The sequence below is a fragment of the Reyranella massiliensis 521 genome (assembly GCF_000312425.1).
Taxonomy (GTDB): Bacteria; Pseudomonadota; Alphaproteobacteria; order Reyranellales; family Reyranellaceae; genus Reyranella; species Reyranella massiliensis.
In genome coordinates this window covers 3,875,991-3,891,404 of sequence record NZ_HE997181.1, presented here as the reverse complement: position 1 = coordinate 3,891,404, position 15,414 = coordinate 3,875,991, and the positions used below count along the sequence as shown (strand labels likewise).

Annotated in this window: 13 protein-coding genes; 3 read left to right on the top strand and 10 right to left on the bottom strand. The window is 64.3% G+C overall.

The genetic code is table 11. The features are described from left to right. Nucleotides 1-18 precede the first annotated feature (18 nt). From BN60_RS29930 to BN60_RS18875, 10 genes are all read right to left on the bottom strand, one after another. The gene (locus BN60_RS29930; protein WP_347270097.1) at nt 19-456 is read right to left on the bottom strand and encodes a ubiquitination-like system serine protease family protein; all 438 of its coding nucleotides are present in this window, start codon (nt 454-456) and stop codon (nt 19-21) included. After that, the gene (locus BN60_RS18915) at nt 456-1,628 is read right to left on the bottom strand and encodes a ThiF family adenylyltransferase (RefSeq protein WP_020697697.1); all 1,173 of its coding nucleotides are present in this window, start codon (nt 1,626-1,628) and stop codon (nt 456-458) included. The genes BN60_RS29930 and BN60_RS18915 overlap by 1 nt, the downstream gene beginning before the upstream one ends. Next, nucleotides 1,603-2,349: a multiubiquitin domain-containing protein gene (locus BN60_RS18910; RefSeq protein WP_020697696.1), complete on the bottom strand. Its 747-nt coding sequence runs from the start codon at nt 2,347-2,349 to the stop codon at nt 1,603-1,605. Before BN60_RS18910 ends, BN60_RS18915 begins: the two co-directional genes overlap by 26 nt. Nucleotides 2,350-2,430: 81 nt before the next feature. After that, entirely contained in the window at nt 2,431-5,832 is a 3,402-nt protein-coding gene (locus BN60_RS18905; RefSeq protein WP_020697695.1) for a UvrD-helicase domain-containing protein, read from the bottom strand. Nucleotide 5,833: 1 nt separating this feature from the next. Continuing rightward, the gene (locus BN60_RS18900) at nt 5,834-6,376 is read right to left on the bottom strand and encodes a hypothetical protein (protein WP_245539833.1); all 543 of its coding nucleotides are present in this window, start codon (nt 6,374-6,376) and stop codon (nt 5,834-5,836) included. Between the two features lie 32 nt (nt 6,377-6,408). Further along, nucleotides 6,409-7,263, bottom strand: a complete 855-nt coding sequence (locus BN60_RS18895; protein WP_020697693.1) for an RNA polymerase sigma factor — start codon at nt 7,261-7,263, stop codon at nt 6,409-6,411. A gap of 172 nt (nt 7,264-7,435) precedes the next feature. Then, a complete protein-coding gene (locus tag BN60_RS18890; RefSeq protein WP_020697692.1) occupies nt 7,436-10,954 on the bottom strand; it encodes a DEAD/DEAH box helicase in 3,519 nt (1,172 codons plus the stop codon). Next, entirely contained in the window at nt 10,941-11,723 is a 783-nt protein-coding gene (locus BN60_RS18885; RefSeq protein WP_020697691.1) for a HamA C-terminal domain-containing protein, read from the bottom strand. Before BN60_RS18885 ends, BN60_RS18890 begins: the two co-directional genes overlap by 14 nt. A 19-nt stretch (nt 11,724-11,742) precedes the next feature. Next, complete coding sequence (locus BN60_RS18880) at nt 11,743-12,759, bottom strand: nucleotidyl transferase AbiEii/AbiGii toxin family protein (RefSeq protein WP_020697690.1); 1,017 nt, start codon at nt 12,757-12,759, stop codon at nt 11,743-11,745. Continuing rightward, a complete protein-coding gene (locus BN60_RS18875; protein WP_043286151.1) occupies nt 12,752-13,345 on the bottom strand; it encodes a DUF6088 family protein in 594 nt (197 codons plus the stop codon). The genes BN60_RS18880 and BN60_RS18875 overlap by 8 nt, the downstream gene beginning before the upstream one ends. 274 nt (nt 13,346-13,619) lie before the next feature. Between BN60_RS18875 and BN60_RS18870 the strand changes: the two genes are divergently transcribed. The 3 genes from BN60_RS18870 to BN60_RS18860 form a co-directional block, all read left to right on the top strand. Continuing rightward, on the top strand, nt 13,620-14,585 hold the full coding sequence (locus tag BN60_RS18870) for an ArdC family protein (protein WP_043284114.1): 966 nt from the start codon (nt 13,620-13,622) through the stop codon (nt 14,583-14,585). Then, entirely contained in the window at nt 14,582-14,953 is a 372-nt protein-coding gene (locus tag BN60_RS18865; protein WP_020697687.1) for a DUF2958 domain-containing protein, read from the top strand. The genes BN60_RS18870 and BN60_RS18865 overlap by 4 nt, the downstream gene beginning before the upstream one ends. Before the next feature lie 176 nt (nt 14,954-15,129). Further along, a partial coding sequence (locus tag BN60_RS18860) for a ParB/Srx family N-terminal domain-containing protein (protein ID WP_043284111.1) occupies nt 15,130-15,414 on the top strand: 285 nt, incomplete at its 3' end.

The window sequence follows — 15,414 nt, the reverse complement described above, 5'->3', positions numbered from 1 at the left end:
CCGCCGCCGGGCTTGGCGCTATAACTTACGAGACAACCAGTCCCGGACACGGCGCCAGAAGTTTGGTGTTGCGCTGGTCGGAGCGGCCTGAATAGGAGGCTCGACCGTCGGCGACTGTCCATAATATCGCGCTTTGGCAACGCGATCACGACGACGCTCAGCTTCAACCTGCTCGTCGCTCCAAGGGCCGGCTTCGATCACCTTGCCGCGGTCGATCACGTAGTGTGACCGGCACTGCAAGGTCCAATTGCCGATCGACGGCCGAAGCGAGATAGTTTCGCCATCGAACGTCATCTTCCAATCCGTCGGCGTGAAGGGCGCGACAACCTCCTCGCCGCAACCACAGCAGCAGCTATGGGCTGATGTCGCATATTCCATCGAAACATAGAGAATGCCTGGGTCCAGGCGCTCAGGGATGTGTTCGACGAAACGATGATCGAGTCGCTTGTGCCTCATCACGCGAGGTCCCCATTGATGAGCATGTTGCCGTCGGTGGTGTAGGTGCAGTGATGCTCGCGCTCGAGGTCACGGTAGAAGCCACGAATCTTCTTCCACTTCACGACCGCGAGGACAGCATTCAAAGCGTTGAGATCCGCGACCTGTATGTTGGATGCGTAAATGTCCTTGGCGCCACCGCCGACGAAGGAGATGCGCTGGCGCGCATGATCCCGTTTCTCCGGCGTGCTGGCGGTCACCCGCAGGATACCGCCGAGCGATCCCTCGTCGAGTTCGAGGCCCATGCCGACATCGACGAATGCGGCGCCGCTCGCCTCGAGCTTCTCGACGATCAACCGCTTCGCTTCGCCGGCGTCGAGCGACAGGAACGCGAAGGTGACGCCCTCGAGAAGGTGCAGGTTGTCGGCCCCGAGCTCGACATCGTGCGCCACGATGTTGCGGTGCATCCGGCTGTAGATGCGCTTCAGATAGTCAACCTTCTTCGGTGCCTCGCGCAGCCCCTCCAGGGTCGGCGCGCCCGGCGCCCGAAAGGCGTTGTGGGTCAGGAACTCGTCGCTGTCGAAGAGCCGAATCTCGCGGACCGGCGTCTTGGCGACGAAGTCCAGGATGTAACCGCCGGTGCCACCACAGCCGATGATGGCGACCCGCTCGTTGACGAGCCGCTCGGTCAGGATGCCGATACCGACACGGTCGGAGGCGGTCTCAACATAGTTGAAGACGCTGTCCTCCTCCTCTTCCGGCTCGCGGAAGGTGCGGGGGGTCATGCCGGGCTTCAGCACCGCGGCCGGGCCCGCGATGATGTTCGCGTAGCTCGTCATCTTGTGGTGGTAGTCCGTGTAGCCGCCATCCGGCTTGCTCGAGAAGCTGTGCGTGGCTTTCAAACCGTGACCGAGGTCGAAGGCTCCGGCCTGATGCGAGATCCCCTGGATAGGCGTCCCATCGGCGCGGCACGGAAAGTCGCCGTCCCAATGGACAACATGGGTGTCGGGCCTGCGCGTCGCATCGCCGGCCAGCGTGAGGCTCGAGATGAGGGTGCCGATGCGCACCTCGCGACGCGCATCGACATAGGGCACCTCCCGCATGACGAGATGCCCGCCCTGCCGCAGGACGAAATAGCCTTCGTCCCGCAGCCGCTTGAGGTCGGGATTACGACTGAACAGTTCGCGTGACATTGAACACCGTGCCTTTCTTCTTGACGTCGACCGAGCCGCCAGCCCCGAGTTCGCCCGCGTGCGGCGTCGACGCCGCGTGCCGGTAGGTCATCGAGAAGACGACGTTCGGCTCGTGCTGGCCCGGGAAAGCGAGCTGGACGATCTGCTCGAACGTGACCGTACGGGCGTTCACCGTCCGCGGCCGCGAATTGACGATGATCTCAAACGTCACCCGCGCGGTGATGAACCGCTCGATGCCGGGCTCGGCTAGATCAATCAGCTCGCCATGCTCGATCAGGCGATCTTCGCCGCCGGGGACCTCGAGGAAGACGGCCTCTCCCTCGCCGGGCTTGGCGAGGCCGTAGAGCACCGCGCCGCTGATGATCGGCTTACCCCAACGCAGCTCGTCGCACTTGAGAGTGAGCTTGAAATCGCGGTCCGTCAGGAAGGCGACGAACCGCTCAGCGCCGTGCTCGCGCAGGTCGAAGGGTTCGTTCAGCCGCACGTCCTCGAAGTCGCCCGAGGGCAGAATCGCGAACAGGCTGTAGCCGTCCCGCGGGTCCAGGGTGCCGGCCTCGAGCAACTGACGGCCGAGCGGCACCGGATCGCTCACCTGACGGGACTGGAAGTTGAGATCGCCCTGCGCGAGGAGAAAGCGATACCCCCGCGCCGGACGCAGCGCCCGGCCTTCGCGCAGGGCGTCGCCGAGGTCGTCGTAATCAAGAAGTTCTTCGGTGTTCATGAGATTGGGTCCTTAGGTTTGGCCGAGGCGACGCCGCGGCTCTAAGGCTCCAATCGGGGCGGGATCCGCCGACCGGTAAGGTCAGGCGAATTTTTTTTGCAGGGGGCCGTCGGGGGTCTGCCCGCAGATGAAGAAGGCGGGGCAATTCGGGCAGGTGCGCGACGAGACCTCGGCCGGAAACCGCCCAGCGCGGATGTCGCCGAGAAACTTGGCAAGCTTATCCTTGCGACCTTTCAGCTCCCGATCTGACAAGGCGAGCGCATGCGCCTCGCCGTCGGAGAGATGGACAAGCTCGGCGACGGCGCCAGGGAAGGCCTGCTGGACCGCCAGCATCAGCGCCGCCGCGCCGACATCCTTGCTCTCGGCCGACCGCCTGTGGCCGGTTCGGATGCGGCGCACGGCGCGAACGCCGTCAGGCCGCACCAGCACCTCGTCCGGCCGAACGATGATCTGCTCGCCGCCGAAATTGAGGCTGAGCGCGGCCGGAACCTCGGCGACCGCATCGGCGCGATCGGCAAGGAGAAAGCGCAGCATCGCTAGGGCCAAGTCGCGGAATTCCGCACGATAGCCATGATCGGCGAGCCCCTGGCCAGCAAGCGCCGAGTCGGTGCGGTCCTCCAGGTCGCGCTCGGTCATAGGGCTATCCGAAGTGATCACCTCCTCGACCACCACGCGCACTGCCTCGTGCAGGTGCATGAAGGCGGTCGCGGTCCGCCGCCCGCCCACCTGCAAGATATGCGTGTAGAAGAAGCGGCGCGGGCAGGACTCATAAAGGGCGATTTGCGCGGCCCCGAACTGCAGCCGTCCATCGACGATCAACTCGATTCCCTGGGCTTCCGCCGCCGTCGGAAGCAGTCGCGCCGGCACGACCGAACGGCGCGTCAAGCTGGTCCCGAGACGATCGAGGAAGGGCGATAGCGGTCGATTGTGGCCGTTGCTCTTCTCGGTCGGCGCATAAAGGATCAGGCGGTCGCGGGCGCGAGACTGAGCCACATAGAACAGGCACTCCTGCTCCTCGGCTTGGCCCGCGCGAAAGGCCTCCAGCGCACTGCCTTCGGCGCCCGCGATCATGCCATCGGGCGCCGGACAGGGTGGCGCCGGCGGCGTGCGCGGGATGGTGTCGCTGTTGAGCCCTGGAAGATGGACGCCGCCGAACTCCAGGCCCTTGGCGCCATGGATCGTCATCAAACGCACGGCGTCGAGATGCTGGGCGGCCGCGGGCAACTGGCGCAGGTCGCGATCATCGCCGAGACGGACAAGCCTGCGCACGCGATCGAGCACACGCGTGATCGGCAGGCCGCGGCCGGCCGGCTGGACCCGCAGGAAGTTGAGGAACTGCCAGATCGCGATGCCGCGCGTGCGATCGGCGAGATCCTCCGACACGCCAAGGCGCGCTGCGACACGGGTGCGATCAAGCAGCAGTGTCGCGAGCACGGTCCAGGGCGACGCCGTTTGGTCGAAGCCGCTGAGTGCGGCCGCGAGCTTGACGAGGGCCTGGCGCCCGGCGTCGCTGACGCCGGGGATCGACTCGATGTGCTGGAGCCAACCGCCTGAAGGTTGGTCGGCCGCCCGCAGATACTCGAAGATCGTCGCTACGTCCGCGAAGGACATCCTGAAATCGGGCCAGCAGGCGATGCGCACTAGGCCCATGGCGCGCCGATCGACAAGGACGGAGAGCAACGCCAGGAGATCCTTGACCTCAGCCCGCTCAAACAGGCTGCCCAGAAACAGCACGGGCACGCCGAGCCGTTCGAGGTCCTGCCCGATGGTCGAAAGCTTCTCATTGCCGGTGCAGAGCACCGCCTGGTCACGATAGGCATGTCCCTCGCGGCGAAGCGCCTCGATCGCGTCGGCCAGGGCCACTTGCTGCTGCTCGGCGCGCTGCACCGTGCGCAGCTCGGGCTTCTGGCCATTGCCGTTGCGATCGGCTTCAAGACCGCTGTCCGCGTCGCCCGCGCGCATCGTGGTCGCGAAACTGGAAAAGTTGGCGACGATCTCCGGCACCGAGCGATAGTTGCGCTTCAATCGCCCACGCTTACCGCCGGGAAAGTCCTCCTTCCCGAACCGGGTCATATTAAAAGATGACGCACCCCGAAACCGATAGATCGACTGCTTGGCGTCGCCGACCATCCAGAGATTGCGCCCGTCTGGCCGCAGCGCGCTCAGCAAGCGCACGCTGCTGCGGTTCACGTCCTGGTACTCATCGACCAGGACGTGGTCATACTGCGCCTGCAGCGTTGCGCGGATGGCCGCCTCAGCCTCAAGCAGCTTGACGGGCAAGGCGACAAGATCTCCGAAGTCGACGCAATGCGCGTTGCGCTTGAGCTGTTCATAGGCGGCATAGACGCGGGACACCTCTCCGGCACGTTCGGCGGCCTCGCGTGTACCGGAGTCCGCCCCCTTGGCAAGCATGGCGTCGGCAAGCGCTGCGTAGGTTTCGGCGTTGACCACCTCGTCCTTCGCCCGCGAGACGGCGGCCAGCATCTCGGCGATGATCTGAGTCGGATCGTAGAGATTACGGTAGTGGGCGAGCCTCAGGCGCGGGAACTCCTCCTCGAGGAGCTCGACGGCCTCGGTTCGATCCATCATCCGCGGGTCTTTCGGCAAGCCGAGCTCCGCATGGAAACGACGGATAATGTCGAGGCCGAAGGCGTGGAAGGTGCCGATCCACATTGCAGCCGCGGCCTCGGGCCGCTTGCGCGCAATCCGCTCAGCCATCTCACCCGCCGCCTTGTTCGAGAAAGTCAACAGCAGGATGCGCCGCGGGTCGACACCCTCCTCCAGAAGGCCTTCGACACGCGCGATCAGCGTCTGCGTCTTGCCGGTGCCGGGGCCCGCCTCGAGCAGATAGGCTTCGCCGCGGTGCGCCGCGGCCGCGGCTTGGAGTGGGTTGAGCGGCCGCTCTGCATGCGTCGCGGCCGTGACGGGCGGCACGATTGGGAGGAGCAGGGCGTCAAACATCTGCTGGGCGACAACCTCGAACGGCGCGCCGAGCTTCGCGGCGATCGCCGAGGCGGATAACCCTTGGTCGACATGCAGCGCTCGCGCGACGTTGCGGGGAAGCAAGAGCTCGCGCGCGAACAGGTCCATCTGGACCTCGCGACGCTGCCGGCGTCCGTAATCGACCACCCGATCCATGCCAACCGGCGATGGCTCGGCCGCGCGGGCCAGATCGATCATTGGCGCCGCCTCGCTATCGGGATCGTCGCCGAGCTCGACATGTCCGATCTCGTGCGCCACGAGGAAGGCCTGCTCGAAGCGAGACCCCGCACTCTCGTGAAGGATCAGATCGTCGGCGGCGACGAAGGTCGCGCGGCCGCCGTTGAGGACGGCCGCGCCGACGGCCGTCGGTTCGACATCGATCCCACGCCGCTTGGCTTCGGCGACAGCAAAGTCATAGGGCGACCAAGGATCGGCACCCGAGGCGACGAGACGAGCATGAAGCTCGGCGGCGACCTGCCTGGCGAGCTCCACCCCGTCCATGTCAGTCTGCCTCCGCCAACAGCCGGGCGCGCTTGTCGGCCGGGACGCCGGCGTCGATTAACACTTCCTCGAAGGTGACCTGCTCGCCGGCGGTCGGCTTATCGTCAGCCTTATAGCTGCGCGCCCCGGCCAACTGGGCCGAGCCCCAGGACGACTCCAACTGCGCGACAGAGCTGCGCATCGCCTCTGCCAACATCGCCAGGAAGCGTCGCGGGATACTAGCGAGAGAAATCCGTCTCTCGCGCAGCGCAGTCACAACCTGCCGGGGCAGGTCCAGACGCTGGGCGACGGTGCGCCAGTCATCGACCGTCAGTGCCGCGAAAGGGTCGGCTGTCGCTCCCGGCACCGCCTTTGAGTGTTGCAACCAAGCAGCATCGATCAAGGCCTGATCGGCATCGGAAAGCGGAGCTGTGTCGTCAAATACTTCGCGGCTGAGTTCGCGCGACAGGTCTATGAGCTCCCCGGCATATTCCGGGTAAAGTCCCAAATAGCGTTCAAGGGTCGACCGGCCAGGGTCGTTCTCGACCGCAAACGCGTCGAGCACGGACTCGCGTGATGGACGTTCGCCGGCGGGGCTCACCGTTCTTCTCCGTCGCCCATGGCGGCGCGAAGGGCGGCGAAGGCCTTGTCGCGGTAGGTTCGGACGGTCTTTTCGGAGCGGCCTAAGACTTTGGAGATGGTCATGACGTCCGGCTCCTTGGAGTCGATGGGGAAGCCCTGTCTCATCATCTGAATGATCCTGCTTTGTTCTGTCGGTAGAGCCTCAATCGCTGCATCCAGGCGCAACCGGTAAGCCGCATCGTCCAAATCCGACGCGGCGAAGGGGTCGTGTGCCCCTGCGGCCGCCTCGACTTCGGGGGATAGCTCACCGCTGTCGTCATATTCGAGGGCCTGAGAACGGTTCTCGTCGCGCCAAGCCTGCTCCTGCGCGTCGCGCCGCAGGCTGGCAACCGCGCCGTCAAAGCGCACCTCGAAGTAGTCGAGCTTGTCGATATAGGTGGCGCGATCCGCTGAAAGGAGCTCGACGAACCTGCTGAAAACCTTGTCTCGCACAACCCCGCGCGTCAGCGATTCAGTTTTGCCGTCGGAGCTTTCCGACCTGGGTAAACAGCGTAGCACCCGTTCAATCAGAATCCGATAGAGGCGCTCGAACCACGCCTCGTTGTTGTCGCGACGGCTCGCGCGAATGAAGTACACGAGACATTCGCTAGGGACGTAGGTCGGGTCCGAGCGCTTCATGATTCCTGCCCTGGCGATCAACTCGTCGCGCGGCAGGACCGCCAATTCGGCGATGAGCGCTTCTATCTTTGGGTCGCGTTCGTAAAGTTCGCCGCTAAGGCGTCGTTTGCGCAGTCCATTTATTACTACTCCTGATCGGTTCGAAGCTGTCGTTTCCTGCGCATCGACGGCTTCCTCCCAATGTTTCATCATGCCGCCCCCACTTTTATAATGCCTTCACATTCCGGCGTCCTCTAGACTATTTTTTATCGAATGCGTCCGGAATGTCTTGCTACTCTTCTGTTGCGGCGGGCGTTTCTTTGGCTACTGACCCACAGATCCCGCATTTTTCTCTTGCCTGTTTGCACCAGAGCAATTCACCACCTCAAGCATTCGCGGGTGGCCATCGCATTTTACCCCGGCCAACGCGCAAGACGTCGACAAGATTGACGCCCTCTGGAAGCCTACCTGAAAGCAAGCTAGGCTTCGGATCAACAGCATGCTTCCTAAACGCAGCGAGCCGCTGATAGTCGGGCGTCGCTAGCCAAGTCCTCCCATCTCCTTCATCAGTGATAATTCGGTAAAGCCCTGCGCGAGGTGCTGATTCAACGGGAACATCGAGCAAACGTCGGTTGCGATAGATTGACCATTTCTGAATCCCACCACTGAGCGCCTCAGTCCTGAAACGGGCCCACAATGCCGCCGTTTCGGGCGTTGGCCAATCGCCCAAATCCGTGAAGGCTGTGATTTCATCGGATTCAAGCCATGCGCGCATTTCCGCCGGAGTCACAAACATTGGCTTGGTTTCGTTGATGGAGGCCATGGCTGCTGTCCTCGAAGGTAGACCGGCGCGAATCAGCATCGCCATCATGAATTGCGGTACGCCCGTTTCGACTACTGCCGCCGCGCCGCCCGCCACCGTCTCCGGCGACCAGCCGAGAGACATTCGCCGGGTGCGAATGGCTTCGAGCGCCCAAACCAGGCGATAAGTGAAGGCCTCTTCGACCGCCCGCATATTCTGTGGCCCGATCTTGGAGACTTCCTCCCCGGAAATCCAGGCGCGCAGGATGGCTTTCCAATTGGCTGGCAGCGCGTTCTTCTTGTCGGGGATGAAGGGGCGCATGAACAGCAGACGTTCGCCCAGACCGCCGAGAGCGTCGGCGAGTTCGTCGACGTCGCCGCTCAGGGCAGCGCCATCGGCCCGGTCGACCAGCTCGGCCAGCACGTCGGCCATCGCGTCGATGGAGAGCCCCGCTTCGAGCCCAACGCCCATTGCGAAATGACCGCGGCGCGCCTGCTCGGTCGTGGTCTTCCAAATAAGGTCGGCGCGTGCTTCGAAGACCTTCTTGTGCAGGGGTGCGACGTCCTCTTCCTCGCGCGCAATCTGACGAGCCCAGAGTGATCCCTTGAGGGCCTCGTCCAGCAACTTCGGGAGATCGGCGCGATCCGCATCCAGCGCTTCGATCAGGCCGAACACGGTCGCATCGAGGCGCTCGACAATCTGCGACAACGGCTCTTCGTCGATCGTTTCCTCTTCGTCAGCCTCGCTCTCGTCCTCGTCATCGTTCTCGTCGCCGTCGGCGTCGTATTCCACGGCGGCGGCAAGGCGTTCAGCCACTTCGGCCTCCTCGTCGGGCGATCGCCACGCCTCCCGGGAATTGGCGAGATACTCCCAGGCGTCATCGCGATCGAGCACACCCTCTCGCGACAGGCGCTCGAGGATCTCGGCGACGATCTGGATGAGGCCGCTTTTCAACGTGCGGGCCTTGGCGGAGGCAACCAGCTTCCTCCACTCCTTCTTTCGCCAATCGGTCTTGTCGAACATGACATGGACGATCAGGCCCTCGACATCGACGAAGGCACGCCCGGCCCGGCCTGCGACGTTTGCGAACTCCTCGCCCTTGATCTTCTCGCCGGCACGATAGAGCGCGGGCACGAGCAGGACAGCGGCGTTGAGGTTGAGCCCTTGGGAGAGCGTCGGCGAGGCGACGATCACTTTCACTACGCCCTCGGACAGAAGGACTTCCAACTCGCGCAGGAATGGACTCGGCAGACGTCCGTGGTGAATGGCGACGCCGGCCTTGAGGCTGGCAACGGCCGGGTGGTTTTCGCCCAGCCACTCCTTGCCGACTTCCAGCGCGCGCGCGATCGGCGCCTCGTCCTCCAGCAGGGAGTCGAGATAGCCGCGCTTACACAGGTCAACGACCTGCTTGCCATAGCTCTCGACCCAGTTGGCCTGGGTGGAGAAAATAAGGGTGCGCTTCCCCTGACCTGCGAATTCCCACGCCGCAAAGAGGGCGAGGTGTGAGTTCTTCCGAGGATACGGATTCTTCTCCCGGCCTCTTGCCGGCTTCTCCTCGACGAACTTGTCGAGGAAGGGACCGCCATCGTCGAGGTCAAGCCGCAGGAGCGCATCCTTGCCGCGCCAAGTTAGGGCGCCGAACCTCTGGCGCGTGGGTCGCCAGTCGGAACGCACGGGCTCGCCGGGTTCGTCGGAGCGTATCCAGGCGGTAAGGTCGTCCAACTCGTCGCCGCTCGGCAGGATGGCGGACAGGCAGACGATCCGGCGATCGGCCGCGTCGGCGCGGCGCAACAAACGCTGCACCAGCGTCTCGTAGCGGATTTCGCGCTCGCTGGGCCCGATCATATGACCCTCGTCGAGAACGATCAGACCGACATCATCGATCAGGGAGGAATCGCTCCGAAGCGCGAAGTCGAGTTTCTCCGGTGTGGCGATGATGATCTCGCGGGTGCGCAGTGCATCCTCGTCACCTGCCGAAAGACCGCTGGCGCCGTACAGCGAGGAGACGCTGAACCCGAGAGGCGCGAAAGTCTTGCGAAAGGAGCGTTCGGTCTGGGCCGACAGCGCGCGCAACGGCGTGACGATCAACACCCGCCGCGCGGAGGACAAGGTCATCAATGCGGCGATTTCCGCAACGCGCGTCTTCCCCGCGCTGGTGGGAAGCGCGACGACCAGGTCGTCGGTGACATCGGTAGATCGCCGGGCGGCTTCGCGTTGGGACGGCCAAAGCTCCACCTCGGACGTTTTGCGGGCGTACAGCGAACCGATGAACAGCCGCCGGAGGTCCGGATATTTCTCCTCCGTTCCAGCGGGTGGCTCCGTTGGCAGATTCCGGTGCAACGAATGCTGCCACAGGTCGTCAATCAGGTGACGGCAGAGATTCGAGATCCACCACAACGGGACATTCCCGGCGTTGCCGGCGAGGCTGACCGCAGTGGCCAGCAGATCGCGGGCGGAGTCGATCGGCTCCTCTTCCCCCGTTTCCAGCGCGAAGTCGAAGTAGGCCAGAGCCCGGCAAATCGTCGTATTCAGGATGGTCGACAATACGTCGTCGATGTCGGGCTCATCGCCGCCAAGCGCCTCGCCCATCTGCTCGTCGCCGTGGGCCTCGTCGCCAAGCCAGTCGCGAACGAAGCCGCGCAACTGATCGAGATCGCGCAGGATGAGATGACGGATCGCCGTTTCGCCGGGCGATGCGTTGAGATCTTCAGCCGTCTCGTTGAACAGCGAATAGGCGACGGCCGAGAAGCCGGCCAAGTGATAGGCGGCAGCCGCGATGGTGCGGCGGAAGCCGCGATCGGGTGCCTCGGGATCACCGTTTCTCACCAGCGCCTCGAAGGCGTTGGCCGCGCGTTCGAAAGCCTTGTTCGTCAAGTCTGACGCGCCGGTCTGGGCACGCAAGGCCATGGCGCCCCGAAGCAAGGCGAAGCCGTGTTCGGCGAGGTCGGTTTCGATTGTGGCGCCCAAAGGCGGGGCGGTCTGAGGCAATACGCCCGCCTCCCGCATCAGCGACCACGCAGCGCCACGATAGAGCAATCGGCCAAGGATGCCGTCGACGGTCGCGGTGGCCAGGAAGGCGGTCAGCTCGTCAGGCGTCTCCAAGGTCTTGCGCCCCTTCGTACATGGCCGCGATGAAGTCCTGATGATCTTCGACGTGTATGTTCACGACATAGTGGTCGCGATTGGTGCCGGCGGCGTCGAGGTCTTCCTTCAGCGAGGCATGCGCGCCGTTGCCGGAAACGGTGAAAAGCATGTGGTCGATGCGATCGGCGCGCAGCGACTTCACGCCCACCTCATCGCGGAGGTCGCGGCCCAGCGCATTTTCGTCGGGATCGTTGCTCTCCAGGAGACGGTTGGCGACGAACAGCAGCGAGTCCGGCGTGCAGCGGCCATTGTCGCGATCAAGCACCTTGCGAGCGCTTGTGACGGTGGATTTGCCGAGCTTCTTGTTGCTTTTGGCTTCCCCCTTCAGGAGCCAAAGCTTTTCGTCCTGGCCGCCATAGCCGGCGCCGATGAAGTCATCGCCGCGCATGGCCATGTTGCGGCCATCCTTGTAGCGGAGGCGGCGCACGGGGACACGCAGGCCGATCTCTTCTTCTACCAACTCTGTCGCCAGGATTTCGCCAAGGTCGCCAGAGCGGCCCTTGTCCGTCTGTGGCATCGCCTCGCTCAGTATCTTGGCGGCGATCTTGTATCCGAGCCGCTCCACATCCTCGGCGATGCGCTCGAGCCGGTCATAATGGGAGCGGATGGTCTTCGCGAGATCGGCGCTGATCTCGTCACGACCGCCATCCTTCTCCACATAGGTCCAATAGTGCTTGCGCTTGTCCTTTTCCTTGGTGGCTTCACACCACCTCTCGTATAGCCCCACGCTTTCCCCCCAGTTCCTATTATTTCGCCGCGCGGTTCGTCCGTCCGGCGATGTCTGCGCATCGCTCGATCAGCACCTCGAAAGGCTCGGCGTCCTCAAGCAGCAATCCGTCTTCCACCATGTGCCCGTAGTCCGAGGCCAGAGCTGCGCGCGCCTCTCCGCTCGGCACGAGCTGCAGCAATCCATTGACGGCGGCCGCATAGTCGACAAGCGTGCCGTCTGCCGCCTTCTCCGCAAAGAACATGCTTTTGTGCCGCGCTACGGCCTGGGCGAGATCACGATCTGCCGCCGCCGTAGCGGCAATGCCCGCGTCATCGAGGCGGACGACGTCGTGCCAATGGCGGGCGAACCGCTCCCCGCGCAGCCGCTCCTGCAAGCAGAAGACGTGGATTGCGGTCGCTTTCTCCCAAAAGGTTCGCTCGGCGTGCATTACCCGCGGCGACGCAGCCGGGAACGTCACGCCTTCGACCAGGGCCGCCGCATCGCAGACCACATCACGCACGCTGGCGGGTTCGCCGGTCGAGCGGGCGCCGAATTCCAGCATGACGCTCGGCGCGACATAACCGGAGCCGGTTGAGGTCGCTTCATAGTCGATGAAGAGCTTCTCGCCCTCGACCCGCGTCGCCGCCGAAACGCCCTGCGCTCCAATGGCGTCGATGAGCAGGGGCTGCATCGTGCCCGAAATCCACTCCGGCAGGCGGTGGCGCACCGCTTTCGACCAGCGCTTCTCTTCGCTGCGCGTTGCCGGCAGGGCGTCGCCATTGTCGCCCACCAGATCGGGCGCGATCGCTCGGATGTCGTAGGTCAGATCGACATCTTCCGAAAAACGCTGAATGACGCCGTAGGCTTTTGAAAGCGATGTCCCACCCTTGAAGACGAGATGATCGCTGAGCGCGGATCCGAAGACTGTCTGAAACGCCCAGACGACCCAAACGTCCTTTTCGAGCAGATGGGCGGGCCGCCCTGAACGATCGGCGGCCACGCCCAGCACGTCACGACGGTCCGCCGCCGACATGGACAGAAAGGGATCAGCCATGGACCGCCTTGCCGACGCTTCGGGCAAGCCAGGTCGGAAACTGCGGCGCGGCGGCCACCAGTTCGCCGAACGCCGTCGGCGGCAGCTTTCGTTTCAGAGCCTTCAGCGCCGATTCCGCTTTCTCCGGCCCGAGCCAGGCCAGAGCGCGAACCGCTTGGCCTGCGGGACGATCGGCGAGCGCAAGCTGCCAGCGTGGCGCATGGCGAAGTTCGACGAGCTGCTTGCCCAAGGTCATCGTGCGGCTCCGACCCGAGGTGAGATAAACGGAGCGAACGGGCACCTGCGTCGTCAGGCCCAGCGCGTTTGCGGCAGCCGCGCCGTTCGGCACGATGACTTCCCCACGCTGCACCGCCAGCGCCTCGACGGCCTGTTCCACCGAAGGCGCGCGGGCGCCGAACCGGCTCTTAATCGGGCGCAGATACACGCCGCGCCCGGCACGGATCAGCTGCCCTCGCTCCGCAAGACGCGACAAAGCCTGATCCACCCCAGCACGGCTGCCGAGGTGGAGAAGGCTCTTTGCCGCCAGCGGCGTTCCTTCCGGAAGCGTCTCGGCGTGCGCCAGAATCTGTTCGGTCAGACGTTGCACCACCATTCTCCTGTCAGAAACATATGCGAGTTTCTGACACTTTTCAACGGCCACAAAGCTTTCAAACTCTACCCAACCGTCCTTCGTAGCTCCGGTCGCCACGAGGGATCGATTGAAGGGGGAAAGCCTTCCCTGCGGCCGAGCCACGGTCTCGGCCGACCCCTTCTGCGGGGACACCCCGCAACGCCCCGAGAGCGAGAGTGCGGACGGATCTTCCGTGACGGGTTGAGGGCTGGGAGAGAGGCTCCCGGCGCCCGTCGTGGAGTTTATCCCGATGGCCAGAATGGATCGCGCCGCGCGTCGTACCGGCGACCGCACCAATTTCTATGACGACATCACCAACAAGATCATCGCCGAGCTAGAGGAAGGCCGGCTTCCCTGGGTCCAGCCTTGGGGCACGGCCGCGGCCAAGGCGCCGCTCGCCATGCCGAGGAACGCGGCGACCTCGCGCCAGTATGCCGGCATCAACGTCCTGATCCTCTGGGGCGCCGTCATCCAGCACGGTTTTCCTTCCCAGCAGTGGCTGACGTTTCGCCAGGCGCTCTCGCTCGGCGGGAACGTCCGGAAGGGCGAGCATGGCACGACCGTCGTCTACGCCGACCGCTTTGTGCCCGAGGACGAACAGCGCCGCGCGCGCGAGGCCGGCGAAGAGGCTGCCTCCATTCCATTTCTGAAGCGCTTCACGGTCTTCAATGCGGCGCAGTGCGAGGGCCTGCCCGAAGATCTTGCCGTCGAAGCGCCGCCCCCGCCGCCGGGCATGATCGAGCCGAGGGTCGAGGCGCTGATCCGGGCGACGGGAATCGACTTCCGCATCGGCGGCGATCGGGCCTTCTATGTCCCCGCCTACGACTATGTGCAGGTGCCGCCGCCGCAGGCCTATTTCGAACCGATCAATTGGCACCGGACCGCGCTGCATGAACTCGGCCACGCCACAGGTCATGCCTCCCGACTCGGCCGCGATCTCTCCGGCTCCTTCGGCACGAAGAAATATGCGTTCGAGGAGTTGGTGGCCGAAATGAACGCCGCCTTCTGCTGCGCCTCACTCGGCATCGTCCCGACCGTCCGCCACGCCGATTATATCGGCTCCTGGCTCGAGGTTCTGCGCGAGGACAATCGCGCCATCGTGCGCGCCGCGTCTCAGGCTAGCAAGGCCGCTGATTGGCTGCTCGCATACCTTGACGTGGACGCCGGAGATCGCTCCGAGATGTTCAGTCCGGATTGCGACAGGAGGGCAGCATGATCCTCCTGACCGACGAACTGCGTAAGCAGCTACTCGCCAATGGCCGCCGGCGTGATGCCGACCATGCGCCGGTCGTGAAATTCTTCAACCCTCTGGGCGAAGGCGTCTGGCTCGCCACCGAACTGGACGAGGACGGCGACACGCTCTTCGGCTTGGCCGATCTCGGCCATCCCGAGCTTGGCTCCTTTTCGCTGCAGGAGATGTCGTCGCTCCGCCTGCCGTTCGGCATGGGGATCGAACGGGACATTCTCTTCACGGGGGATTTCCCGATCTCCGTTTGGGCGGAAACCGCGCGGCAGGCCGGAAGCATCCGCGTGGCGGAGCGGATTCTCTATCAGGCCGCTCAGTCACGGCACGGCGACCATTGATGCGCAAATACGTGGAGGCGTGAAGGCGGCTTTCAGGCTTTACGTTTCCCCGCGGGGACAGGCTTTACTCAAGCGTTCGCGGTTCGGGGTGAGAGAGTAAGAGGGGGAACGGGATTTCGTGACGGGTTGGAGGCCGAGAGAGAGGCTTTCGGCCGCCCGTCGCGGAGTACATCCCGATGGCTACTGCCGTTCAGAAGATCACCTTGTCGTCCTCGCGCGACATTCCCTTCAACAAGCTGGTGTTGAGCCAGTCCAACGTCCGGCGCGTGAAAGCCGGCGTTTCCATCGACGAGCTGGCGGAGTCCATCGTCCGCCGCGGCCTCATCCAGAGCATCCATGTCCGTCCCGTGGTGAACGCCGAAGGCGTGGAGACCGGCATGTTCGAGGTTCCCGCTGGCGGCCGCCGCTACCGCGCGCTCGAACTGCTTGTGAAGCAGAAGCGCCTGGCCAAGACCGCTCCG

Excerpts from the sequence above, each read along its gene's own strand:
- BN60_RS18910 (WP_020697696.1), bottom strand. The coding sequence starts at position 2,349 with ATGAACACCGAAGAACTTCTTGATTACGACGACCTCGGCGACGCCCTG.
- BN60_RS18865 (WP_020697687.1), top strand. The coding sequence starts at position 14,582 with ATGATCCTCCTGACCGACGAACTGCGTAAGCAGCTACTCGCCAATGGC.
- BN60_RS18905 (WP_020697695.1), bottom strand. The coding sequence starts at position 5,832 with ATGGACGGGGTGGAGCTCGCCAGGCAGGTCGCCGCCGAGCTTCATGCT.
- BN60_RS18880 (WP_020697690.1), bottom strand. The coding sequence starts at position 12,759 with ATGGCTGATCCCTTTCTGTCCATGTCGGCGGCGGACCGTCGTGACGTG.
- BN60_RS18895 (WP_020697693.1), bottom strand. The coding sequence starts at position 7,263 with ATGATGAAACATTGGGAGGAAGCCGTCGATGCGCAGGAAACGACAGCT.
- BN60_RS29930 (WP_347270097.1), bottom strand. The coding sequence starts at position 456 with ATGAGGCACAAGCGACTCGATCATCGTTTCGTCGAACACATCCCTGAG.
- BN60_RS18915 (WP_020697697.1), bottom strand. The coding sequence starts at position 1,628 with ATGTCACGCGAACTGTTCAGTCGTAATCCCGACCTCAAGCGGCTGCGG.
- BN60_RS18870 (WP_043284114.1), top strand. The coding sequence starts at position 13,620 with ATGGCCAGAATGGATCGCGCCGCGCGTCGTACCGGCGACCGCACCAAT.